The organism is Clostridium sp. OM02-18AC (assembly GCF_003481825.1).
Classification (GTDB): Bacteria; Bacillota; Clostridia; order Lachnospirales; family Lachnospiraceae; genus Brotaphodocola.
Genome location: NZ_QULW01000009.1, coordinates 20,962 through 43,878, shown reverse-complemented (window position 1 = coordinate 43,878; position 22,917 = coordinate 20,962). Strand labels below are relative to the sequence as shown.

Annotated in this window: 21 protein-coding genes and 1 riboswitch; of the genes, 6 read left to right on the top strand and 15 right to left on the bottom strand. The window is 46.9% G+C overall.

The genetic code is table 11. From position 1 onward, the window contains the following. Positions 1-16 precede the first annotated feature (16 nt). The 4 genes from DXB18_RS07885 to DXB18_RS07870 all read right to left on the bottom strand — a co-directional run bounded on the left by DXB18_RS07885 (position 17) and on the right by DXB18_RS07870 (position 5,543). Positions 17-805: an ABC transporter ATP-binding protein gene (locus DXB18_RS07885; RefSeq protein ID WP_118543300.1), complete on the bottom strand. Its 789-nt coding sequence runs from the start codon at positions 803-805 to the stop codon at positions 17-19. After that, on the bottom strand, positions 802-1,869 hold the full coding sequence (locus tag DXB18_RS07880; RefSeq protein ID WP_118543301.1) for an iron ABC transporter permease: 1,068 nt from the start codon (positions 1,867-1,869) through the stop codon (positions 802-804). Before DXB18_RS07880 ends, DXB18_RS07885 begins: the two co-directional genes overlap by 4 nt. Positions 1,870-1,900: 31 nt before the next feature. Then, entirely contained in the window at positions 1,901-2,998 is a 1,098-nt protein-coding gene (locus DXB18_RS07875) for an ABC transporter substrate-binding protein (RefSeq protein ID WP_243103286.1), read from the bottom strand. A gap of 252 nt (positions 2,999-3,250) precedes the next feature. Continuing rightward, positions 3,251-3,437, bottom strand: a riboswitch (cobalamin riboswitch). A gap of 36 nt (positions 3,438-3,473) precedes the next feature. Beyond that, entirely contained in the window at positions 3,474-5,543 is a 2,070-nt protein-coding gene (locus tag DXB18_RS07870) for a diguanylate cyclase (RefSeq protein ID WP_118707034.1), read from the bottom strand. Positions 5,544-5,930: 387 nt separating this feature from the next. Here DXB18_RS07870 and DXB18_RS07865 point away from each other — a divergent pair, with 387 nt between their 5' ends. The 3 genes from DXB18_RS07865 (at position 5,931) to DXB18_RS07855 (ending at position 9,550) form a co-directional block, all read left to right on the top strand. After that, positions 5,931-6,794 (top strand): MerR family transcriptional regulator, encoded by an 864-nt coding sequence (locus tag DXB18_RS07865; protein ID WP_207665773.1) that lies wholly within the window; start codon positions 5,931-5,933, stop codon positions 6,792-6,794. 63 nt (positions 6,795-6,857) lie between these two features. Beyond that, the gene (locus tag DXB18_RS07860; protein ID WP_118707030.1) at positions 6,858-8,228 is read left to right on the top strand and encodes an MATE family efflux transporter; all 1,371 of its coding nucleotides are present in this window, start codon (positions 6,858-6,860) and stop codon (positions 8,226-8,228) included. Positions 8,229-8,422: 194 nt separating this feature from the next. Continuing rightward, positions 8,423-9,550, top strand: a complete 1,128-nt coding sequence (locus DXB18_RS07855) for a 5-methyltetrahydropteroyltriglutamate--homocysteine S-methyltransferase (RefSeq protein WP_118707028.1) — start codon at positions 8,423-8,425, stop codon at positions 9,548-9,550. Between the two features lie 80 nt (positions 9,551-9,630). Here DXB18_RS07855 and DXB18_RS07850 read toward each other — a convergent pair whose 3' ends face one another. The 6 genes from DXB18_RS07850 to DXB18_RS07825 all read right to left on the bottom strand — a co-directional run bounded on the left by DXB18_RS07850 (position 9,631) and on the right by DXB18_RS07825 (position 15,568). After that, positions 9,631-10,605, bottom strand: a complete 975-nt coding sequence (locus DXB18_RS07850; protein WP_118707026.1) for an alpha/beta hydrolase — start codon at positions 10,603-10,605, stop codon at positions 9,631-9,633. 30 nt (positions 10,606-10,635) lie between these two features. Then, positions 10,636-11,766, bottom strand: coding sequence for a DnaJ domain-containing protein (locus DXB18_RS07845; RefSeq protein WP_118707024.1), 1,131 nt, complete (start codon positions 11,764-11,766; stop codon positions 10,636-10,638). Positions 11,767-11,771: 5 nt separating this feature from the next. After that, positions 11,772-12,395, bottom strand: a complete 624-nt coding sequence (locus DXB18_RS07840; RefSeq protein WP_118707022.1) for a DUF4317 family protein — start codon at positions 12,393-12,395, stop codon at positions 11,772-11,774. Positions 12,396-12,455: 60 nt separating this feature from the next. Beyond that, complete coding sequence (add, locus tag DXB18_RS07835) at positions 12,456-13,472, bottom strand: adenosine deaminase (protein ID WP_243103284.1); 1,017 nt, start codon at positions 13,470-13,472, stop codon at positions 12,456-12,458. A gap of 144 nt (positions 13,473-13,616) precedes the next feature. Continuing rightward, complete coding sequence (locus DXB18_RS07830) at positions 13,617-14,600, bottom strand: LysR family transcriptional regulator (protein WP_118543311.1); 984 nt, start codon at positions 14,598-14,600, stop codon at positions 13,617-13,619. Continuing rightward, positions 14,597-15,568 (bottom strand): LysR family transcriptional regulator, encoded by a 972-nt coding sequence (locus DXB18_RS07825; protein WP_118707018.1) that lies wholly within the window; start codon positions 15,566-15,568, stop codon positions 14,597-14,599. The genes DXB18_RS07830 and DXB18_RS07825 overlap by 4 nt, the downstream gene beginning before the upstream one ends. A 157-nt stretch (positions 15,569-15,725) precedes the next feature. Between DXB18_RS07825 and DXB18_RS07820 the strand changes: the two genes are divergently transcribed. Beyond that, complete coding sequence (locus tag DXB18_RS07820; RefSeq protein ID WP_118707016.1) at positions 15,726-17,012, top strand: SLC13 family permease; 1,287 nt, start codon at positions 15,726-15,728, stop codon at positions 17,010-17,012. Positions 17,013-17,052: 40 nt separating this feature from the next. After that, positions 17,053-17,979 carry an alpha/beta hydrolase gene (locus DXB18_RS07815; RefSeq protein ID WP_118543314.1) on the top strand — a complete coding sequence of 309 codons (927 nt, stop codon included), beginning with the start codon at positions 17,053-17,055 and terminating at the stop codon, positions 17,977-17,979. Positions 17,980-18,068: 89 nt separating this feature from the next. Here the strand turns inward: DXB18_RS07815 and DXB18_RS07810 are convergent, their stop codons facing one another. The 5 genes from DXB18_RS07810 to DXB18_RS07790 all read right to left on the bottom strand — a co-directional run bounded on the left by DXB18_RS07810 (position 18,069) and on the right by DXB18_RS07790 (position 21,863). After that, positions 18,069-18,668, bottom strand: coding sequence for a cytidylate kinase-like family protein (locus tag DXB18_RS07810; protein WP_118707014.1), 600 nt, complete (start codon positions 18,666-18,668; stop codon positions 18,069-18,071). Between the two features lie 15 nt (positions 18,669-18,683). Next, positions 18,684-19,427 (bottom strand): amino acid ABC transporter ATP-binding protein, encoded by a 744-nt coding sequence (locus DXB18_RS07805; RefSeq protein ID WP_118543316.1) that lies wholly within the window; start codon positions 19,425-19,427, stop codon positions 18,684-18,686. After that, the gene (locus DXB18_RS07800) at positions 19,414-20,094 is read right to left on the bottom strand and encodes an amino acid ABC transporter permease (RefSeq protein ID WP_118543317.1); all 681 of its coding nucleotides are present in this window, start codon (positions 20,092-20,094) and stop codon (positions 19,414-19,416) included. The genes DXB18_RS07805 and DXB18_RS07800 overlap by 14 nt, the downstream gene beginning before the upstream one ends. A 109-nt stretch (positions 20,095-20,203) precedes the next feature. Next, a complete protein-coding gene (locus tag DXB18_RS07795; RefSeq protein ID WP_243035329.1) occupies positions 20,204-21,061 on the bottom strand; it encodes a transporter substrate-binding domain-containing protein in 858 nt (285 codons plus the stop codon). Between the two features lie 91 nt (positions 21,062-21,152). Continuing rightward, positions 21,153-21,863: a gamma-glutamyl-gamma-aminobutyrate hydrolase family protein gene (locus tag DXB18_RS07790; RefSeq protein ID WP_182430510.1), complete on the bottom strand. Its 711-nt coding sequence runs from the start codon at positions 21,861-21,863 to the stop codon at positions 21,153-21,155. A gap of 427 nt (positions 21,864-22,290) precedes the next feature. Here DXB18_RS07790 and DXB18_RS07785 point away from each other — a divergent pair, with 427 nt between their 5' ends. Further along, positions 22,291-22,773 carry a YcxB family protein gene (locus tag DXB18_RS07785; protein ID WP_118707010.1) on the top strand — a complete coding sequence of 161 codons (483 nt, stop codon included), beginning with the start codon at positions 22,291-22,293 and terminating at the stop codon, positions 22,771-22,773. Positions 22,774-22,917: the final 144 nt, after the last annotated feature.

Sequence of the window (22,917 nt, the reverse complement as noted above, 5' to 3'; positions counted from 1 at the left end):
TGTAAAATTTCTGCTGTTACTTACAAGCTTTTTTCCTCACCCATCCCGGCAGATAATAAATCTGAATCTTCCCGGTCACATCATTTTTCGTAATCTGCGCTTCGATTCCAAAATACTTCCGGATGTTTTCCTGCGTCAGCACCGCTTCCGGTGTCCCACTGTCCACTATCTTTCCCTGATACAAAAACAGGATCCGGTCACAGTAAAGTGCTGCCAGATTTAAGTCATGAATCGAGGAAAAGACGGTGACATTCTGCCCGCGCAGAATATCCATGATCTGGTACTGGTAGCTGACATCGAGGTGGTTGGTCGGCTCATCCAGCACGATATAGCGGCTTTCTTGCATCAGTACACGGGCCAGCAGAACACGCTGTTTTTCCCCACCGGAAAGGCTTAAATATGAGCGGTTTTCATAGCCGGTCAGGCCGACTTCCCGCAGGCATTGTTCGCACAATTCCCGGTCTTTTGCGGTGTCACCTTCCAAAAATTTCTTGTGTGCGTAGCGGCCAAACATGACCATATCCCGCACGGTAAAGTCAAATTCCAGCTGGTTTTCCTGTGCCATGACAGCCAGTTCTCCCGCCATTTTCTTCGCAGAAAACTCTGTAATATCTTTGCCGTCTAAAAAGATCGTGCCGCCTTTTGGCTTATACGTGCGGTAAATATGCTTTAACAGCGTGGACTTTCCGCAGCCGTTCGGTCCCACAAGTCCCACAAACTCTCCATCCCGGATTTCCAGGGAAATCTGCTTTAGGATCTGGTCATTTCCAATCTGGTAATCCAGATTTTTTACATATAAACTCATCGGCCCACACTTCCTTTCCGGATCAGATAGAGGAAGAACGGCGCACCGAAAAATGCCGCGATCACGCCGATCGGCAGTTCTTCCGGCGCAATGATGACGCGGGAGATCAGGTCCGCGATCATGGCGAACAGTCCGCCTCCCAGGATCGATACCGGGATCAGCCGCTTATGCACGGAACCTACAAATCCGCGCATGATATGCGGCACGACCAGGCCTACAAATCCGATCACGCCGCTGACCGAAACGACCACGCCGGTGAGCACCGTGGAAGCCAGAATGATCAGCAGTTTGATGCGTCTGGTGTCAGCTCCCAATGTCTCTGCCACATCATCACCAAGCAGCAGCACATCCAACTCCCTGGAAACTAAAATGATAAGGATCATGGTCACAGCCGCCACGATAAAGACGTATTTTACCCGGCTCCAGGTCGCACCGCTTAAGGAACCCACCATCCAGTACAGCGCCATTTTTGTCTTGTCCGAACCGTTGTTGAATCCGTACACGATCAGGTTTGTGGTCGCGGAAAACAACGCAGAAGTGGCAATTCCGGCTAAAACCAGCTGCGTGGAGGTAATCCTGCCCTTCAGGGAGGCGATGCTCAAGGAAAGGCATATGGCCGCTGCCGCTCCCAGCGTTGCGCCAAAGATTACCGCATAGCCGCCCAGAAAGCTGAACCACCCCAAAATGATCACACTGACCGCACCGGCAGAAGCACCGGAGGAAATGCCCAGCACATACGGATCTGCCAACGGGTTCTTCGTCAGCGCCTGCATCAGCACACCGCAAAGCGATAATCCGGCTCCCACGATAAAGGCCATGATCACGCGCGGAAAGCGGATATTCCAGATGATATTTTCCGTTTTCTGCTCCCAGGTAACCGGAAACAGATCACTTCCCGATGCCTTATTTACGATGATCTTTAAGATTTCATCCGGCGACACATGGATGGCTCCAAGTGTCACGGAAATGGTTGTGACGAACGCGATCAGAAGCAGGACAATCAGGAGTGTTACGGCAAAACGGCCCGTTTTCCGTCCATTGTTTTTACTGATTTCTGATTTCATTTTCTGTTTTTTTCTCCTAAAACGGGGCCAATTAGAATTTGTCCGGATACAGCTGCTTTGCGATCTCTTTGACAGCCTCTGCAGAACCTGCAGAACCCTGCATATCACTGCAGCATGCAGAGTAGATCTTGCCCTCTTTGACAGCTCTTAAATCCTTGGTGAACTCGTTGGTCTCCAGGAAATTTTTCTTCTCAGAAATGTCTCCGGTGTAGTCCAGGATCAGGATCACATCCGGGTCGCGCTCTACAACTTCTTCCCAGGAAGGAGTTGCCCAGCCAGCCTCAATGTCATCAAAAATGGAGATTCCGCCAGCCAGTTTGATGATGTCGCCCGGCATACCCTGACATGCGGTAAACGGTGCATCCTCACCGGAATCATAAGCAAATACGGTAACCGGATTCTGGTAAACATCCTCACCGAGAGTATCTTTTACTTCCTGAAGGGTGTCCTTCATTGCCTGGATCTTCTCAGAAGCAACATCCTTTACCTGGAAGATTTTTCCTAAGGTCTCATAGTCCTTGTAAAGATCCTCAAAGGTTGCCTGATCGGAGCATACGTATGGGAAATACATGGCAATTCCGTTTGCATCGCAGAACTCTTTTCCGAAGTTTTTATCAGAAAATACAGAGTCCCAGCCCATCAGGAAATCACAGCCGGTAGCTGCAAGCTCCTCTTTGGACAGATTTGAAATGCCCTTTCCTGCCTCCAGAAGCTGCGGCACCTTGTCTCTTGCCGGATACTGGGAAACCGTACTCCAGCAGCTTCCCTTCGTGTAACCAACCATCTGGTCTTCCAGTCCCAGATCAAAGAAGAAATCTGCCATCTGATCACCGGATGCCACAACAGCAGATGGCTTTTTGGTAAAGGTATATTCTACATTTTCACCCAGACCAGAACGCTGCAGGTTTAAGGTAATGGTAACCGGCTCGTAAGCTTCCTCTGCACCATCTGTCTTTGCCTCATCAGCTTTGGATTCTTCGGTTTCTGCCTGTTTCGATTCTTCAGTACTGCTCTCAGCAGCAGTCTCTGCCTTGGAAGCAGTATCTGCATTTTTTGCGCCGCAACCAGCTACCAGGCCTGTCATCATGCAGGCAGCCATCGTGAATGTTACCAGTTTCTTGTTTCTCATAATTGTTTTCCTCCTGATGTTGAAAATGAGTAAAAATTAATTTTCTGTACACCCATGCAGGAATGTGATGCAAAAACATAACTTGCCCTATCGCAATGTCATATAAAAAAGAAAAAGCACCATTCAGCCTATCCAACGATAAACCGAATGATGCACCGTATTTTGCATCCAGGGGACACGTTTATTCCTGTTCACACATGCGTGTCAAACAGCAGACTTTCCCCTTGTTTCCCTTGCCATGTCATGGACCGTGACAGCAAAAGTGGAAAAAGCAGGTCTTCTGGCTTGCGCGGCAATGTTGTCCGATTTCTTCCCATGATGATACAGTGAAATGCAGACTGCCTTTTATGCGCTTACAGCGGCGGCACCGCACGGGACTTCCACCCGTTTCCCTTTTCACCGGTCCCAAACGACCGACACTGATTCCGCAGCATAGTTTACGACATACAGGCTGAAACTGTCAATACAAAACCTGTTATTTTCTACTTTTCCCTTTCAGTTCTTCTTCCAACTGGGTCAGGCAATGGATCAGCAATGGATTGAATGCCCCGCACTCCCCATTTTTGATCATTGCAATCGCAGTCTCATGGGAAAACGCCTGCTTGTAGCACCGTTCACTGGTGAGTGCATCGTAAACGTCAGCCATGGATACCAGCTGTGCACTGATCGGGATCTTATCTTCTTTCAGTCCATCCGGGTATCCGCTTCCATCCCATCGTTCATGGTGCCAACGGGCAATTTCATAGGCTGTCTGCAGCAGCGGTTCTTTCTCAAAGTTCTCCAGCTTCTGGAGCATCTCGGCTCCCATCATGCTGTGCGTTTTCATGATCTCAAACTCTTCCTTTGTCAGTCTTCCTGGCTTGTTTAGAATCTTTTCATCTACTGCGATCTTACCAATATCGTGCAGGGCGGAAGCCAGCGGAATGTACTCTTTTTCTTCCGGCGTGAGCTTATATTTATCTGTGATCGTAGTCAGGTGATTTAACAGAAGCTCTGTGATTCTGCGGATGTTACGCACATGAGAGCCGCTTTCCCCATTTCGAAATTCCACGATCTGGCTCAACACCCCAACCAGCATGGACGTATTGTGCTCCTGCTTACGGATCTGCCTGGACACCAGCTGCACCAGACGCCGCTGCTTTTCATAGAGCTTGATGGTATTTGCCACACGGCGGTACACGATCCGCGCATCGAACGGGCGGTTCACATAATCAGAAGCTCCAAGCTCATAAGATTCACGAATCACCACCTCCGAGTCATCGCTGGAGATCATAATGACCGGAATATCTTCGATGATATGGTTTGCATTCATGGCTTTCAATACCCCAAACCCATCCAGTTTCGGCATATTGATATCCAAAAGTATCAGCGCGATCTGCTTTTGATTCTCATATAAGATTTTCAATCCTTCCTGACCGTCTTCTGCCTCCATGATCTGGTAATCGTCACTTAAGATTGCAGCAAGCAGCTCCCGGTTTAACTGGGAATCATCCACGATCAGGATCTTCTGGTGTTCCCGGCTGGAGGCAGCGCCATGTGCCAGACTCTGTTCCTCTTCGCTGCCCTCCACGATCACCTTGTTTTTATGACGCTTTGCCTGGTACATCAGGCGGTCTGCCCGGCAGACAACTGCTTCCATCGGCTCTGCAAGCGTCTGCATGGCACCTCCGATACTCATGGAAAGCTGAATATGCGCATACCCTGGAACACTGGCATGGTATACCTTTTCGCGTACCTGATCCAGCTTTGCCTGGAAGAAATGAGACGGAATCCCGACTAAAACCAGCAAAAATTCATCACCGCCATAGCGGATAAACATATCTCCCGTGCGGATGCAGGCGCGAACCGCTTTCGCCGCAGTTTCCAGGGCACGGTCTCCCGCCTGGTGACCATAGGTATCATTATAGATCTTAAAATCATCCAGATCCATCAATGCCACACCGGAAGGACCGGTAAAATCATGCACAACTTCTTCATAATAACGGCGGTTATAAGCACCGGTCAGCGCATCGAGGTACAGCTTGGTATTGTATACCTTTTCCACCTCCAGCAAAGCTTCCAGCTTCTGCGTTTTCTGCTCCAGCTGTGCTTTATATTGTTTTAAGCGGTACTGCTCCGTGCGGTCCAACACATAATTTACCCCCAGGATATCGCCCGTTTTCTCATCTTCAAACATCGCCAGATGATCCTCTGCCAGCATCGGCTCGTAGGTCGCCGTCCTCGTCCAATACGTGAAGGAAATATGGCGTTCCCCCTTTCGGTAACGCGCCAAAAGACTTTCCCGGTCCAGAACATCCAGAAAATCCTTTCGTCCTTCTTCCGGGATCGTCAGGGCCCACTGCGCCACGATCTCTGTAAAGCTGGAATTTTCCGGTATTCCAAGCTGTTTATTTAAATCATAATTTACCCCGTCCACGACCTGATGCATGACACCTGGGATCAGGTTCTTCGTGAGGTTGATGCTACAGTAACCATCTGCGATCGCAAAAACAGCTTCTTCCAAAAAACGGTTATTTAAGTCCATATGTTTCTCTTTTGTTTCCATGTTCTGATACACTTTCTATATTTAGGCGCAATATAGTGGTAATATAACACAGCTTCAACATCCTACGCGATATGCTTGGCAGATTTATGGTGAAATTTGTCGATTTTGAGCATAACTATCCATAAAATTCCGTCCAAAAAGACCGGTGAAACTGGCTTTTTTCCCAGTTTCACCGGTCTTTCCATTCCTGTTTCTTCTATATAAATATTTCCAATTATTGTCAATTAGTTCTCTTTATTTTTATTCCGCATTGAAAAATTTTGTTTTACTACTTTTTCTCTTGACTCTATAATCATTGTAGTGTTTATAATAAAAAACGTGCAATACAAAATGCAGCAGCATATAAAACTCATCAAAAAAACTTTGCAGTACAGAAAGGTCCTGCCTATGGATAAAAAAAATTTGTTTTCAATCGGAGAAGTGTCGAAATTGTTTCATCTCAGTGTCAGCAGTCTGAGGCATTATGAAACGATCGGCCTGCTCACACCGGAATACATTTCACCGGATTCCGGCTACCGCTATTACAGTACTGAACAGTTCGAAATCCTCAATACCATACGGTATCTGAGAGCGCTGGATATGTCGCTGGCTGAGATCATTGATTTTTTGCAAAACCGGGATATTTCTTCCATCAAAGAAAAGCTGCTTCATCAAAAGCAGATCGTTCTTGAAAAACAGGAAGCGTTAAAACGCATCGAGCGAAAGATAGACCATCGCCTGAACTGGCTTTTAGACGCACAAAGTGTCCCACTTGATACCATCTCCCTGATCCAGCTTCCAGCAAGCCGGATCGTATGGATCGATGATTCCCTAAAAACCGGCGAACCGCTCGATATGGAAACCAATTTGAAGAAGCTCGACGAATCCCAGTCCGAAGCACTGATCTTCCTTGGCAAAGTCGGAGTCGGCATTTCCTGCGAACATCTATTGAGTCATCAGATCACTTCGTACGATGGAATCTTCCTCATGCTGGAGCAGGAGGATCTCTATCGCGGCAGCACACTCACACTGCCGGAAACGCTGGCTGTGCGGATCCGCTTTCACGGGCAGCATACCGAAGCACCGCAAGAGTACCGGAAGCTGCTGGACTATATTTCCATGCATAAAATGCAGATTACCGGCTTTTCCCGCGAAATCACGTTGATCGACTACGGTGTCACAAACGACACGGACAAATTTGTAACCGAAATCTGCATTCCAATACAATACAATGCAATGCGTAATGACAGTTTACGCATGCATGGAGCTTAACCATTCACAGATTAAAAAGCTATCAGCCTGTAAAACCTATTTTCAATCAAAGGAGACATATTCATGGAACACAATTTAACAACTGGAAGCGTGCCGAAAACCATCCTGCTGTTCTCGCTTCCGTACTTTCTTTCCTATTTTTTGCAGACGCTTTACGGAACTGCCGACCTGTTCATCATCGGTCAGTTTAACGGAGTCGGTGCCACTACGGCCGTTTCCATCGGAAGCCAGGTCATGCACATGCTGACCGTCATGATCGTCGGACTGGCCATGGGAACAACCGTCATGATCGGACGTGCCGTCGGCGCCAATGACCGCGAACAGGTCAACCGCTCCATCGGCAATACCGTAACACTGTTCATGCTGCTTTCCATTTGCCTTACCGTAGTTTTGCTGTACTTTGTAAAGCCGATCGTAGCAATCATGTCCACTCCGCAGGAAGCCGTGAAGGACACCATCATCTACTTAACGATCTGCTTTATCGGCATTCCATTTATCACGGCTTACAACATGATCAGCTCCATCTTCCGCGGGATGGGAGACTCGAAAAGTCCGATGTATTTCATCGCCATTGCCTGTGCGTTTAACATTGCCCTCGACTACCTGTTCATTGGAGCACTGCATATGGGGCCTGCCGGTGCAGCACTTGGCACTACCCTGTCCCAGACGATCAGCGTGCTGGTCTCCCTGACCATGGTATTCCGCAAGAAGATGATTCCAGGTTTTCAGCCTGTAAATTTAAGACCAGTCAGAGCGGTTATGGGAAATCTTTTAAAGATTGGCTTTCCGATCGCCATGCAGGACGGATTCATTCAGATCGCATTCATCGTGATCACCATCATTGCCAACCGCCGTGGCTTAAACGATGCAGCGGCAGTCGGTATCGTGGAAAAAATGATCAGCCTGTTTTTCCTGGTCCCGTCCTCCATGCTCTCCACTGTCTCCGCACTCTCTGCCCAGAATATCGGTGCCGGAAAGCACGAGCGGGCAAGCCAGACGCTGCTTTGCGCCATGAGTATTACCGTTTTCTACGGGATTGTGATCTCCGTACTCATGCAGTTTCTGGGTGGCTCGGCAGTCCATCTGTTTTCGGATAACGCCGATGTGGTCCGTCTCGGCAGCCAGTATCTGCACAGCTATATCTGGGACACCATTTTTGCCGGGATTCACTTCTGCTTCAGCGGATATTTCTGCGCGTATGGCCTTTCCGGTATTTCCTTTATGCACAACCTGGCGGCCATTATCTGCGCACGCATTCCGATTGCTTACCTGGCATCCAGACAGTACCCGGACACGCTGTTCCCGATGGGATTTGCCGCACCGGCCGGTTCGTTCTTATCTGTGATCATCTGCACCGGCGCGTTTGTGTGGATGAAGCATGGGAAACACGCAGAAAAACTCTTCGCAACTTCCTGGCAGACCAATCATGATTAATTTCCAATAAAATCAACAGACTCTCCCCTGCCACCGCCTCGATATGTCAGACAACAAAAACAGCGATTCGCTATAGTTTTATCCTATGGCAAACCGCTGTTTTCCCATATTTTACAAATTCCCTGCTTGTCCGTACAATAAATACATCAATTCCAGACTGCAAATGGAAAAACAATCGAAAAGGAGCATTCCCCATGAGCAATTTCTATACACCATTCCGTTATGATTACGTAGGCAGCTTTTTACGCCCGGAATCCGTAAAAGAGGCCAAAAAACAGTTCGAAGAAGGCAAGATCAGCAAAGATCAGTTAGACACCGTGATCAACGATGCGATCCGCGATGTTGTGGCAAAGCAGAAGGCTGCCGGTTATCATGTGATCACCGATGGAGAATTCCGCAGAACCTACTGGCATCTAGACTTTATGTGGGGTTTTGAGGGTGTTGCCCACAAACAGAGCGGTTCCGGCGTACCGTTTCACGCAGAGCTTGCAGCAGTTGAAGATACTTATCTGGTTGGCAAGGTAAAAGCGAAAGCACATCCTTTTGTAGAGTACTTTAAATTCTTAAAGCAGTTCGAGGATGAGAATACCGTTGCAAAATATACCATTCCGGCTCCAGCCCAGATGTTCCAGCAGATGATCGTTCCGCTAAACCTGGAAAGCACCAGAAAGTTCTATCCGACCAACGGAGAACTGATCCATGACATCGGTGTCGCTTACCAGGACGTGATCCGTCAGTTTTATGAAGCCGGATGCCGCAACCTCCAGTTCGATGACTGTACCTGGGGCGCAGTCGTAGGCGATGCTGCCAAACTGCGTTACAGTGCTCTCGGTCTTAATCTGGACGACGTAATGACCGAACTTTTGAAAGTCAACAATCTGGCGCTGGAAGCAAAACCGGCCGACATGGTGATCAACTCTCACATCTGCCGCGGAAACTACCACTCTACCTTCTTTACCAGCGGTCCGTATGACTCCGTTGCAGATTATGTTTTCGCCCAGGAACACGTTGATGCCCTCTATCTGGAATATGACGATAAGCGTTCCGGCGGCTTCGCTCCGCTCGCAAAGGTAAGCCCGGACAAAAAAGTGGTACTTGGTCTGATCACAACCAAATCCCCGAAGCTTGAGGACAAGGAGACCGTAATCCGCCGGATCCATGAAGCTGCCAGATATATCCCGCTCGACCGCCTGTATCTCAGCCCGCAGTGCGGCTTCGCATCCTGTGAAATCGGCAATAAGCTCACCGAAGAAGAGCAGTGGGCAAAACTGGCTCTGGTCAAAGAAATTGCTGAGGAAGTCTGGGGCAGTGAATGTTTGTAAAATCATTGAAGCCCTCAACCGTGTTGCCGCACAGTTGAGGGCTTCTTCTTGTTTATTATCCTGGCCAAGCATCCAGTCGGCTATTCTTTGTCGTCCTCATGCTTACTGTCTAGCCATTTTCCTAACCACTCAAATATATCTTTAAACACCTCTTCCCGATTCACCTCATTCAGCACTTCATGTCGTGCCCCTGGATATAACTTCATTGTGATATCTTCCACTCCAATCCTTTGATACAGCTTCACCAGCTTTTTGACACCTTTCCCCTGCTCTCCCACCGGGTCCTGGTCACCGGACAGGATCAGATACGGAATCGTTTTCGGAATATATCCGTCTTGTTCTGCCTCTTCTGCAGCGCGGATCTCATGGAAAAAGTCCCGGTATCCTCCTGCCGTAAAGATAAAATTACAGACTTCATTGTGCAGAAAACGGTCTACATAACGCTCGTCCCTGGTCAGCCAGTCATAATGTGTCCGGATCGGCCAGAATTTCCGGCTGTAATTTCCAATCGACATTTCATACAGCAGACGGCTCCGATAATGATTTCCACATAATTTTCCAAACATCATCGCTAGCATTTCGCCGGTAAACACAAGGCCGGGAGATGGAAAACCTGTGCCTAACAGGATCACGCCATCCGGTTCTGCCCCCGGATATGCCGCCAGATACCGTCTGGTCAGAAAAGAACCCATACTGTGTCCCAGCATCACATGCTTTGCATGAGGAAACCGTTTTGCTCCGTAGCTGGCAACCCGGTGCATATCACGGATCAGGAACGTTCCGCCCTGATGTTCCCCGAAAAATCCCCGTTCTTCCTTGGATGGCGCTGTTGATCCATGTCCCAGGCAGTCATGTCCGATCACAGCAATGCCATGCTCTGCCAGAAAAGATGCAAATTCTCCGTAGCGGCCCATGTGCTCATTCATCCCATGTACCAGCTGTACCCAGAGGCGAATCTGCGGCTGCTGTTCATTTTTTAATTCCGGCAGCCACTCCACACAATGCAGCCTGTTTTTCCCGTCACTGGACGGAAGGTAAAATTCCCGTTTCTTCATTATATAATATCACCCCAACTTTCCCGAAGATCAAAAGTTCAAAATCTTTGCAATTTCAAGATTCGTATCACTGTCAGCATGCCACGTTATCTCCGGTTCCATACGGAAATACAGATCAATCTCTGCCACAGTCTGGCGTCTTCCATTCTTTTGCACCGCCTTTTTGTGCCGCACCACCATTTTTATCTGGCCTTTCCGTTTTTTCAGAAGCGGAATCAGACAGAAATACAGCCAGTCCTCTTTCAGCGAAAGGTGACCCAGACTCATTCCTTCCTGCGTCTTTACCATGATCTTATTTCCCTGAAAAGACTCCGGGAACAGCCAGTCTCCCTCTTTTAACGCATCCACCTGTTTTCCAAAAGTTCCGTACACTCCGGCACCCAGAAAAGCTTGAAAATGATAAATGACACGCCCATTCTCATCGGTCTGTTCTGGCTTTGCCAGACGCTGCAGTGTCTTGACAGGATGAAGAAACTGTCCTGCCAGAAGAGGAATCAGCTGCGCCTGACGCGCAAATCGTTCTTCGGCACTGATACCCATTTTTCCTTTTCCCGATGCCAGCCACACTTCCTCTGCCTGTTCCAGCAGTTCCTTTGACGCATGATGAAGACTGGTCAGAAACAAAGAAAAGGTCTCTTCTTCTGGATTCCAGAAATACCGTCCCCGGGCTGCTTTGTAGGAAAGCGGTGTTTCCATCTCGGTTTTCATACTGTAATGGCAGTAAATATTACGCTCACAAAACGCAGATTCATTCTCCTCGCCATTCTGGTACGGAGCCCATTTTTCGTGCTCTGAAGCAGAGTTTTGCTGATATTCCTGCTTCCAGTTTTGTTCAGGATACCCACCTGCCTGTTTTTGTCCACTGTGTCCCTTCGCTGAATTCGTTCCACTACGTTGCTGTCTCTCAAAACAGATTCGTATGCTCCCCCATTTTCCCTGTTCCGCAATCTCCCGCAGAACCCGGTATGCCTCGTTGATTTCCTGAGAGCGCCGCACATATTCCAGACGGATCTCTTCCGGCTGATCCCGGTCCACCGCATCCGGGTGAAAGGTTCCCATCAGTTTCCGGTACTTCTTTTTTGCTGTATCGAAATCATCTTTCTCAGACAGATTCAGAATCCGGACCGCCTGCTGCAACTTCATCTTGTTTCGACTGGTCATGGCACTTAACCCTTTAGCATCCAGGCGCCAAGATCCCGGTGCACACGCGCTGGATCCTTCTCAAAAATATTCACAAAATTCAGTGCTGCGCCGCGCTCTTTAAATGCCGGATACAAAAATCCAAACTCTGCCTCTCCCGGCTCATACTCCCCAGCCAGCGGACTGACGGTCAGGATCAGATACTCATAAATCTCCTCGGATCCCTCCAGCCACTCTTTATCACTTCCCTTTACCGGTACATCGTACCGTCCGTGGAAGAGAAAGACCGCATACGGGTAACCCGGCTGGAAATGTTCTCCAAAGACCTCATAAAATAAATCCAATGATGCATCATTCTTCATGCCGTCTTTTTTGATAGCGTTAAGGAGCTGCCACAATCCGCCCGGTTTTCTTGCGCCGTCCGGAATGCGGTATTCTTTTAACTGTTCATTGGTACTGGAAAACAGTACAGACTTGGCAAGATTTAAGTTTTTTGTCCGCTCCGGCACAGACAGTTTCAGGAAATTGGTATTGAAGGTTCCATCCACATAGCCTTCCTCGTCAAAATATGCCCCAGCGATCCGCCCAATCGACGAACGCGCCAGTGTCATGCGTCTGGTCAGTTCCAGCATATCCTCCCGATTAATCATAGGAATCTCCCCTCTTTTTGCAAATCGTAAAATCCACATCTGATTCGTAAAAAGTATCCGTTATTCACAGTTATTTTCATATGCCGCAAGAATTTTCTCCCGCAGCATCTTCTTCGTTTCCTCACTCGCAAATGCCGCGTCTGCCGCATTCAGCAACAATTTCTTTTCCTGTGCTTTTGTCAATCCAAACTCGCGCCTCAGATATTCAAATTCTTTTGACAGGCAGGTCCGCTCAATTCCCATATCATCCGTATTGACCGTAACCCGGATTCCACTTTCCAGGAAAGGAATCAGTGGATACTGTTTCATATCCGGGATTGCGTGTGTCTGGCGGTTGCTGGTCGGGCACATTTCCAGGGTAATACCGCTCTCTCGGATCTGCTCCACCACGCTCTCATCCTCGGTACTGCGCACCCCGTGACCGATCCGCTTTGTTCCAGTCTGGATTGCAGTACGCACACTCTCCGGTCCTGCTGCCTCTCCTGCATGAACAGTAAACGGGATTCCCATTGCCTTTGCCTTTTCAAACAGGCCGAGATATTTCTCCGTCGAAAACAGTGCCTCTGCCCCGGCAAGATCCATAGCCGTCACACCATGATCCTCAACCAGATATTTCTTAGCCAGCATCAGAGTTTCTTCATTTTCCTTGTCATTGCCCTCGCCGCGCATGCAGCATAAGATCAGGTTTGCCGGAATCGGAGCTATTTTCAGTCCTTCCAATGCCGCCTGCACCGCCTCTTCCTGGGGCATACCGCCCATCGTATGAAACTGCGGCGCAAAACGAAGCTCCGCATAGATCACGCCATCCGCTGCCATGTTCTCCAAAACCAGTCTCACCGCATTCTTTAATCCTTCCGGTGTCTGCATCAGCTTCCCCGGTAGGTCAAAGCACTGCAAAAAGTCATTCAAGCTCTCGCAGGACTCTGGCACTGATAAGAGCGCCAGAAGTTCTTCCTCCTTGTCCGTTGGCAACGCGATATTCTGCAGAGCAGCCAGTTTTTTCGCGATATCTACCGTAACGCTTCCATCCAGATGGGCATGAAGATCGATCAGACAACCTCTATTTTCCTTATTCATAAACATTCCACCTCATATACAAATTCAAAAATGATTCATCCTTGCAGGGATCAGACTACCATTTCCTGCATCATCTGCTATCCATTGTACGGTGTTTTCCACACTTACGCAAGAACGAATGTGCATACTTCGTCAGCTACTACATCAGCGATCATCCCTTGCCGCGTCAGGTGACCGGTTCAGGTTTTGCACAGAAAAAATATCGTAATCCTCATACTCCCGGTCACAAACATGAAGTAAAAGCAAAATGAGTTCCCGCACTGGCAATGTTATGGCCAGATCCTTTTTATAAGCAATTCCAAGATAATAGCTTGCTTCCGGAATCAATGGCATATGTCCGAAGGTGTCTGTTAGCTGAATCAGTGTCTCCGGTATGAGTCCGCAGGCGAACTGCTGGTTCAGTAAATAAAATAAATCCTTAACAGATGATGCCTGGCACAAATAATGCGGATGAATCCCTGCACGCTTCAAATAATATTCCGAAGTCAGATTTAAAAAAGAAACTTCCGGATGCTGAATATAGCCAATAGAAGAAAGTGCGTGTATCCTTGCAGCAAAATCTTTTTGTGGAAATCCAGTTGCTGCCGGGAACGTTTCCTCCAAAACAGCTGGAAATGCCAGATGAATTTCTTCCCTGCGTATCGGTATATATTCCAAAGCAGAAGTCGAAGGCAATGGGGTAACCATAAGTCCCAGATCGGCCTGATTGTTTTTTATGGCAGATTTGACCGATTTCTCTTCAACCGGAACCAGTTTTAGGGAAACATCCGGAACACGCTCAGAAAATGCCGGTTCAATCACCTGTTGAAAAAAGGGAAGCATTGTATAAAAAAAAGCGAAGCGAATTTCAAAACCAGACTTTGAATTTTTTATATTTGCTAATTGCTTTTCGGCATTATGTTTCATTTCCAGAATCATTCTTGCCCCGGAAAGATAAATTCTTCCAGGACCTGTTGGAACCATCTGACGTCCCTTCTTCTCAAAAAGCGGTGTTCCAAGTTCTTTTTCAAGTTTTCTAAGTTGCTGATTGAGCGCTGATTGTGTAATAAATAAACGTTCCGCTGCACGGGTAAGATTTTTTTCTTCATAAATTGCAGTGATATACTCTACAATTCTTGTATCCATCATATATCAGTCATCCTTGTATTTAGTATTTTCATCGTTTCTTCATTGGGATAAAAATGCTGAACATAATGTTTCTGTTCATACTCAAGAAAACGATTTATAAAATATGTTTCCTCATCTGCAACATACAAATCTTTTCTCACAGCTAACCCAGCCCTAAGAAGAGGTGGTTTCCGCAAGCGGAACACACTGCATTTTTCCCAATCAAGCTGTGAAATAAAATGATCTGGAAGAAAGGAAACTCCCTGTCCCTTTTCCACCAGTGTTTTTACGACAAACGGATTGGATGAAGTATAAATTACGATCGGTGAAAAACCAACTTCTGCAAAAAAAGTAAGCAGATAGGGCTGGTAAGAAATATCCGAATCTGGAAGGATAAATGGTGTATGTTGGAATTCTGCCAAATCCACAAGCGGTGTATCATCATTTGTGGAGAATAAAGACGCCTTGAAAGACACCGGCACCACCATACAAAGTTCCATTTCATAAAACTGATAAAACGTAAAAGGAATATCCTGTTCAGCCGGGAAAGCGAGAATCGCAAAATCAATCTTTCCATCTGAAAGAAGACGAAGAAGTGTTCCTGATGCACCTTCCTGTATTCGAATGGAAATATTGGGAAACTGTTCAAACATATCTGCTATGACCGGTGACATCTGAATCGAACCGGAATATCCCGAAGCTCCAACCGTCAGCTGCCGTGTTGAATTTTCGATATAGTTTTGGATTTGGCGATATGTAATATTTTTTACACGCAAAAATTCTTTTGCACTTCTAATATAAATCTGACCGGCCGGAGTTGGAATTAACTTTCTATGATAAGAGATAAAAAGCGGTGTACCTGCTTCTTCTTCCTGCATTGCCAAAAACTTACTCAGTGCAGGTTGGGAGATATGCAGCTGCCTGGCAGCTTCTGTAAGATTCTGACATTCTGCAATAGCCAGAATATATTCATACGGTCGTGAATTCATGGTTTTTGTCACCTTATATTATAACTTTTTCTAACAATATATATAAAGATGTCGAACTTGTCAATCAAAAAAATCCCTTATATAATGACAATATCATATTTCCGGAAATGATCACTGAACTAAAAAGTATAACTAAAAATACCAAAAGGAGTTTCTTATGTTTACACGGGAAGTAATCATTGTACTATGCCTGCTTCTGTTTATGGTTGTAGGACTTTTAACCCATTTTCTGCCTTATGGCGTAATCGGCATGACATGCTGCGTCGTGCTCGTTCTCACCGGAATTAATGACATTCCAACTGCGTTTGCCGGATTTTCCAGCGGCAATACCATCATGATAGCATGTATGATTGTCATTGCTTCTGTCCTGGGAAATACCCGACCTATGGGAAAACTAAGAGAATCGTTGAGTCACCTTCAGGGCAAATCCGGAATTTTTCTGATTCTGATGTTATTCGCAATCCTGATCCCGCTTTCTCAGTTTATGGGACAGATGGCCTGTCTCTCTATCTTATTGCTGTTTGCACAGACGCTGGACGATGAAAGTGAAATCTGTCCGGGACGCATCTTTTTCATTCTCTGCGTCATGAACTGCATGTGGGTTGCAAGATTTCCGATCGGTATGGGCGTTGCCATGTATGGTATGACTAATTCCCTGTACGAAGGATTAGTCGGACCGGAAGATCTTCTTGGCATCTACGACCTGTTCCGGATTGGTATCATTCCATCCATCGTCGGCACCATCTACTGTCTGCTCTTTTATCGTTTGATTCCGAAAACCAAAATCACCGGCGATCAGAATGCAGTAAAAAGTTATGAAAAACTGCCGATCAAAGATGAGATTGTTATCTGGGCAGTATTTTTTGCAGTAACCGGAGGATTTGCGTTTCAGAAACAGCTTGGCAGCAATATTTCAAACATCATGCCGGCAGCAGGTGTTCTGGCACTGATCATTTTTAAAGTTCTTCCAGCTGAAAAAGTCGTAAAGATTCTCACTTCCGATATGATCTGGATGGTTGCAGGTATGCAGACCATGTCCGCTGCCATGGCTTCAACTGGTGTTGGCGAACTGATCGGTAAAGGTGTCCTTACCATTCTCGGAAGCAATCCAAGCGGATTATTTGTAATGGTTGTCTTTGCAGTGTTTGCAACGATCATGACCAACTTCCTTTCAAACTTTGGAACCATGGGTGTTCTGTGTCCGATTGCTGCATCCACCGCTCTGGCCGGAGGAATGAATGTAAAATCAATCGTGCTGGTCGTTACCGCAGCATCCTGGCTGACTGCATTTATCATGCCGACCGGAAGTTCCGGCGCAATTATGGCATACGGAACCGGAAACCACAACCCACTAAAAACCATGAAGTTTACGCTGCCGCTTGTTGCACTGCTTCTTGTAACATTGATTATCTGCGCAAACATCTTTTATCCTATTTACAGTTAAACACCTGACGATTACTAACATCTAGAAAGAGGAAACAGAAATGGAATATTATATCAACCCTGGACGACTTCGCAAAAGTGTAAATTTTATCGATAATATTGTCTACTCCCATCAAAAGGATCTGGATGGAAATGACCTCGAGCTGAAAATGTCTGTCATGCTTCAAAATGGAAACAGTGAAATGCGCATTGCAGCCGGTATCGACGAAAATAAAGATCTTCGCAGTCGAAAACCTGCTATTTTGTGGATTCCGGGTGGTGGCTACCGCGGAGCAGACAAAAATTTAATGGTTGCAGAAGTGGAATATCTTGTGGAAGCCGGATATGTGGTCGCATCCATGTACTACCGCAGCAGCGCGCAGGGACATTATCCAGATCAGCTGATCGATGTAAAAACAGCCATTCGTTTTCTGCGGGCTCATGCCGCAGAATATGAAATCGACCCAGAGCGGATCGGAGTCATGGGACGTTCTGCCGGAGGTCATCTGGCAGCTATGGCTGCAATGAATACACCTGGCTATGATACAGAAGAATGGAGTGAATATTCTTCGGAAGTACAGGCAGCTTATGATATGTTTGGACCAGTCGATATCGTAACCCTGATGGAAAGTGACGAACGTGAAATGAAAGCCAATCCAAATCACCGTTGGAAAACCATCGAGGATACGCATGCCGGAGCTCTTATGGGAGGAGATCCGGCAACCATGAAAGAACGGGCAAAAGCTGCTTCTGCCGGTACTTATATTACGAAAAAGATGTGTCCGATCCTGATCATGCACGGAGATGCCGATCCTCTGGTTCCATGTGACATCAGCAAAACCTTTTATCATCAAATCTGTGATGCTGGAATGGAAGATCAGGCAGATTTTTATATGCTGAAAAATGGCGGACACGGAACTCCTGAATTTTTCCAGCCGGAAACCCGCGGAATCGTAGAACGCTTTTTTGACAAATATTTAAAAGCATAAAAGAAACGAATGACCAAAGAACTGTAAAAAGGGAATCATGTACCTTTTGTGAGTAACTCACATTTGTGTACATGATTCCCTTTTCTATTTTATATCTCCCCAAACTTCATCCGCGCTGCCTGTTTGATCAGCTCTGCTGCCTCCTCAATGTTATAAAACGCACTGTTGATGCACAGATCACTGTTCAAAGTGTCGCTCTGGAAGCCTGGTATGTATTTTTTGTGGTAGCTTTCCCGCGCCTTGTCTGCTTCCGTTACCGCCTTTAAGGCTTCTTTTTCAGTCATTCCGAAGTATTCGATGCAGTTCTTCACGCGCACTTCATACGGCGCATAGATATAAACCCGAAGAAGTCTCGGCTCGTTCTGCAGGCAATACGCACCGCAGCGCCCTACAATGATGCAGGAACCTTTCCGGGCGAAATCCTGGATGATGCTTTTTTGCACCAGGAAGATCTCATCCCGCACATCCGGCATGCCAAGTCCGAATGGGTAACTGCGGTAAGCAAATTTGGACCGGGTATCCTCTTCTTCGCGGCTGATCTCTTTTATGGAAGTGTTCATGCGCTTTGCGGTTTCCTCCACAATGTCGCGGTCCATAAAATCAATGTGAAGCTGCTCAGAAAGCTCTTTCGCCACCAAACGTCCAAAAGAACCGTACTGTCTGGAGATGGTAATCACATATTTTTCCATGTCTTCACCTCCGTTTTACAGTACTTTGTTTAAGAAACTGATGGTACGCGGCTCTTTCGGATTTAAGATGACTTCCTGCGGAGTTCCCTCTTCCACGATGTAACCGCCATCCATGAAGATAACACGGTCTGCTACTTCCCTTGCAAAACCAATCTCATGGGTGACAATGACCATGGTCATGCCGTCTGCTGCCAGCTGCTTCATGACTGCCAGTACCTCGCCGACCATCTCCGGGTCAAGCGCGGAAGTTGGCTCATCAAACAGCATGATATCCGGCTGCATGCAGAGCGCACGTGCGATGGCAACACGCTGCTTTTGTCCACCGGAAAGCTGGGACGGATATGCATCGGCTTTCTCCGCTAAGTCCACCCGCTTTAGCATTGCCCTTGCCTTTTCCTCGGCTTCCTGTTTCGTCATTTTTTTGAGTTCTACCGGAGCCAGCATCAGGTTATGGAGGACATCCATATTATTGAACAGGTTGAAATGCTGGAACACCATGCCGATGTTCTCGCGAACCTTATTCATGTTTACTTTCTTGTCGGAAATATCCACGCCGTCCACCACAATACTTCCTGCAGTAGCAGTCTCCAGCTTGTTTAAGCAGCGCAGAAAGGTGGATTTACCGGAACCAGATGGTCCTAAGATGACCACCACTTCTCCTTCGTGGATTTCCGTGGAAATATCCCGTAAAACCTCCAGGTCTCCGAAGCATTTCCGGAGTTTCTCGACTTTGATTTTTACTGTTTTATCGTTTGACACCGCGGTTCATCCTCCTCTCTACCAGCTTTGCAATGTAAGACAGGATCGTGATCACGACCAGATACATGATGCCGACGATCGTCCAGGTCTCAAAGGATTTAAACGTATTTGCCTGTACATTTTTCGCAGCAAGTACCAGCTCCGGAAATCCGATTACCGACAGAATTGAGGTATCCTTTACGGTGATGATGAACTGGTTGATGATGCTCGGGATCATGGTGCGGATTGCCTGGGGAAGAATGATCTTTCTCATGGTTTTCCAGTAAGGAAGACCTAACGATCTTCCGGCTTCCATCTGACCGATATCCACGGACTGGATACCGGCACGGATGATCTCAGCCATATAAGCGCCGCAGTTTAAGGCGAGGCAGATGGTGCCGGCCTGAAGTGCTGACAGGGTAAATCCATTTCCGATGCCCAGAATGGTATTGAGCAGATACGGAATACCAAAGAATACAAAGAACGCCAGCACGATCATTGGCACACCACGTATGACGAATACGAAAATCTGTGCAATGATGTTGCATGCCTTGTTCTTTACAACACTGAGAAGTCCGAAGATCATTCCCAGAATACATGCAAATACCAAACCTAAGAATGCAAGCAGCAGGGTCCGTCCCATTGCAAGCAGAAGAAGCTCTCCGTAGGTGGTGATAATCTTAACCATAATGCCTCACCCTTCTTTTTCTTTGTTACACACATCATGGACGCGCCTAAGACGCGTCCGCCTTGTGTTTCAGTTTTTGTGTTTCAGACACATACCTGCTATCTTTTGATTACTCACCCAGATACTTCGCAATGATCTCATCATAAGTTCCGTTATCCTTGATGTCCTTCAGACCAGCGTTGAACATATCAACCAGTTCCTGCTTGCTGTCATCGAAGATGGCGAAACCATACTCAGCCGGATCGTTGCCGGTACCGTCTACCAGCTTCATGGCAATGCCGGTATCCTTGATGTTGCTTGCCATGATTGGGGTATCATCGAAGCAGGCTGCAACCTGACCACCTACAACTGCCTGGTACATGGTCGGTGAATCCTCGAAATAGGTAATCTCAAAACCATACTCATCTTTGATGCTCTCTGCATAATCTGCACTCATGGAAGCAGTTTTTACTGCTACTTTCTTGCCGCTTAAGCCATCAAAGCCGGTGATATCGGAGTTTTCAGCAACTGCCATGCTCTGGTTTGCGTCGTAATAGCCATCGGAGAAGATCCAGCCGGAAGACTTACGCTCATCGGTAATGGATGCACCTGCGATCATACCGTCTGCCTGACCGGACTGACATGCTGCGATGGAAGCGTCCCATCCAAGAACCTGTACATCGTACTTGAAGCCCTGGTCCTCTGCAATCGCCTTGAGGATATCCATATCAATTCCTACGAAATTACCGCTCTCATCGGTATACTCAAACGGCTTAAAAGCAGTATCGGTTGCGATGACCCAGGTCTTATCTGAAGTATCTGCTGCTGCGGTAGTCTCATCTGCCTTGGACTCTGCTGCAGTGGTGTCTGCTGCGGTAGTATCTGCTGCTGCGGTGGTGTCTGCGGTTGTGCTCTTAGAGCCGCCGCATGCAGTCAGAGCTGCTGTCATTGCTGCTGCCATTACCATAACCATTGCTTTCTTTTTCATAATCTTGTTCTCCTCTCTTTTCTCCGTGACGGTTCGCATGTTTCCTCTTCCGATCACGCATTTATCTGAAATGGCTCTCGCCAATCCAAGATCACTTTTTTCCATTGCAGGCATCGACAAATGCCTGAACTAGCTTTTTACACTCCGGATCGCTTTCAAACGCAAATTCCGGATGCCACTGCACTCCGACCAGAAACGATTTGCCCGGTACGGAAATAGCCTCCACCAGTCCGTCTTCTGAGTACGCCATCGCTTCAGCTCCCGGCGCCAGTTCTTTGATTGCCTGATGGTGATAACTGTTCACCGCATGTTCCCCGGCACCAATGATATCAGAAAGCTTTGTTCCTGAAACCACATCAACCTTGTGGATCGGTTTGTCATACGGTGGTGTCATATGATGCTCCGTTCCGGATGGATGCTCGGTTGGAAGATCCTGGTAAAGTGTTCCGCCAAGCAGGACATTCATGAGCTGAACGCCCCGGCAGATGCCAAACACCGGCTTATCTTCCTCCAGTGCTTTTTTGAAAAGATACGTTTCCATCTGATCCCGGCTGCTGCATGCCGTACCACAGGTCGCTTTCGCATGTTCTCCATACAATTTTGGATCCACGTCGTGTCCTCCTGTCATCAGGATTCCATCGCACAGCCGGAAGCAGTCATCCAGTTCTTCCGTGTCTATCGTCAGGGGAAGCATAACCGGAAGTGCTCCACATGCTTCCAGTACCTTCATGTATCCAGGAAGCATCCAATAGCTGTCCTTCTCATCGTCATAAAGAGGAATCAGCCCGACTATTTTTTTCAAAATTACTCATCTCCTCTCTCGGAAAGAACAGCTGCACGGCTGTTTTTTGTTTTCTAACCGTAATGGTAATTCCAATCATGTAACAAAGGGGTATGTTGTGATATAACAAAAGGGGCCTACATCTTCTCATCTGATGTAGACCCCTTTGTCTTGCCACGTATGATAGCATGATGATTTTCAAAAGTCAAGTTAAGACATGAGCTTTCTCTATTTTGCACATCAATTCCTAAATTTCCACACAATTTTTCTTAACTATCTTAAGTTTACATGGTGTTCTTGTGCCGTTCACAACGGAAAAGTTGTATAAAATACACAATGCAGATTGTAATTTTTATCTGTTTTCGCTATAATCGTATTGTTCAGATACAGCAATCCGGGATTTTAAAACCATCTGTTTCTGCATAATTTTTACAAGGAGGCCCTATCCATGCCATTTTTGCACCAGACATTTACCGATTACAATCTGGAGGAATTTACACGTTTTAATATGATCGTTCCTTTCCGGATCAGCAAATTCCGCTCCAAATTCCTTACTGTATGCTATATTCTTATGATCTTTTCCGGATTTTTACGCGTATTTACCGATCCGGGAACCTCTGCCTTCACTTATCTGCTGATTGTCTTTGCCATTCCGCTTGTTCTGGTGTACGTCTCCAAGCGCCAGTGCCGCAAGGTTTACAATGCCAATCCGGAACTGCAGAACCGCCACTCTGTCATGCGTTTCTACGAAGACCATCTGCAGGAAACCAGCAATCACCAGTCTGTTGACATTCCTTACAGCAGCATCGCACATCTGGTAGAGACCAGAACCCACTTTTATCTGATGACTGCCGCAAATCAGGGCATGATCATTGTAAAAGCGAACTGTTCTGCTGAACTGATCCAGTTCATCCGCGGGCTCAAAAAATAATTTTTATCTAAAAAATAGTTTTTAGCATTGAAAAATAGTTAGTTTTCGTTTAAAATATAGACACTGACAGTTTTTTAACGGCAGCATCTTGTATAAAAAGCATAATGTTCGGGACCCATCTTCTATCAATACAAGCAAATTTCA